Annotated in this window: 2 protein-coding genes; one reads left to right on the forward strand and one right to left on the reverse strand. The window is 38.3% G+C overall.

What is annotated here, in order from left to right; all coding sequences use genetic code 11:
• Window positions 1-5: 5 nt before the first annotated feature.
• A complete protein-coding gene (sixA, locus tag H5072_RS18340) occupies window positions 6-476 on the reverse strand; it encodes a phosphohistidine phosphatase SixA (protein WP_024593905.1) in 471 nt (156 codons plus the stop codon).
• Window positions 477-667: 191 nt separating this feature from the next.
• On the opposite strand from sixA, the gene H5072_RS18345 reads away from it, so the two are divergent.
• Window positions 668-1852 (forward strand): insulinase family protein (locus H5072_RS18345; RefSeq protein ID WP_182694376.1); only part of this gene is annotated, 1185 nt, incomplete at its 3' end.

Consider the following 1852-nt stretch of genomic DNA (forward strand, 5'->3'; position numbering starts at 1 on the left):
TTATATTAAAGGTTTTCTGGGGCATTTATACTTATATAACTACTACGCTGGGTTTGCTCATCATAACTAATAACAGCAACAGCACCTGTATTAAAAATTGGCATATTACCAGGGCTTAATTGGTCCACTAAATAACTTACAATAGGCATGTGTGCCACTATAAGCCATGTGTTGCATTGGGGATGAGTAGCAATAAGCGTTTCAAGATAGTCAGCAGCAATTTGAGGTTTGCCTTCGGGGATAATATCGGATGTGGTTTCGCTAAATTTAAATACGTTATTTTTAGCTACACCTGCAGCTGTTTGCTGTGCACGAATGTAAGGACTAACTAACAGTGCATCAGGGCAATGTGCTTTACTGAGCCAAAGGCCCATTTTTTCAGCTTCATCGTGCCCTGCTTGGGTTAAATTTCTACCTGCATCATCAGCCTGCATGGGTGTTGCTTCGCCGTGGCGCATTATTAGGATTGTTTTCATAAAAAATCAACCGATTAAAGAATATAAAACAGTAGCCAGTTTGCCCATTTGTCAGCTATATTAACAACATAAATCTATTTATTTCTAAATAATTCTTTCATGAGATTCAGGTAAATCTTTAAGCTGTATTTCGCTTTCCTGAAGCCATCATCTGTTGTTAACAAGTAAACGTTTAGTTTCAGGAGCATCATTTGAATATCAGCCGCAATGATAACAGAGCATACCGCGCCTTTACACTGGACAATGGTCTAAAAGTACTATTAGTGCAAGATAAAGATTCTACAAAAGCGGCAGCATCAATGGCAGTTAACGCCGGGCATTTTGACGATCCTCTTGATAGGCAAGGCCTAGCACACTTTTTAGAGCACATGCTTTTTTTAGGCACAGACCAATACCCAGATTCAGGCAGTTTTAATAATTTTGTTTCGCAAGCTGGCGGGAACACTAATGCGTGGACTGGCACTGAGCATACCTGTTACTTTTTTGATATTAATAACCAAGAATTTGAACAGGCGCTTACCCAATTTAGCCGTTTTTTTATTGCGCCACTTTTAAATTCAGCCGAAACAGAAAAAGAACGCAACGCAATTGAAGCCGAGTTTAAACTAAAAATAAAAGACGATGGTCGCCGTATTTATCAAGCCCACAAAGAAACGGTAAATCCAGCTCATCCATTTGCTAAATTTTCTGTAGGAAACCTACAAACCTTAGCTGACAGAGAGCGCTGTATTAGTGATGAGCTTCGCGACTTTTTTAATAGTCAGTACCAAGCTCAGTGGATGACTTTAGTTATTTGCGCAAACGAAACATTAAACACACTACAAAGCTGGGCACAAACTTACTTTGGCGCAATTAAGGGTAATAAAAACCTCAAAAAGCCAGAGATCAGTGAGCCACTCTATCGCAAACAAGACATAGGAAAAATACTTCATATTGAGCCGCATAAGCATATGCAAAAACTTATCATAAGTTTTGCTATGCCTAATATTGACGACTTTTATCGCCACAAAACAGTGAGTTTTATTGCCCATTTACTTGGCTATGAAGGCACGGGTTCTCTTTATTCTATTTTAAAAGAGCAAGGCTGGATAAACGCGCTTTCTGCTGGCGGTGGTATTAATGGCAGCAACTTTAAAGACTTTAATATTAGTTTAGCGCTTACCGATGAAGGTATTGAATACTTCGAAGACATTATTGAAATGGTGTTTGAATACATTTGCTTAATTAACGTTAACACCGAAAAATTGCCGCGCTTATACCAAGATAAAAAAAATCTATTACAAATAGCATTCGATAACCAAGAAAAGTCACGCTTGATTGATTGGGTCAGTAATTTAAGCATTAATATGCAGCATTACGACGAAGCAAATTACGTG

It is taken from the genome of Pseudoalteromonas sp. SR45-5, assembly GCF_014163565.1.
Lineage (GTDB): Bacteria > Pseudomonadota > Gammaproteobacteria > Enterobacterales > Alteromonadaceae > Pseudoalteromonas > Pseudoalteromonas distincta.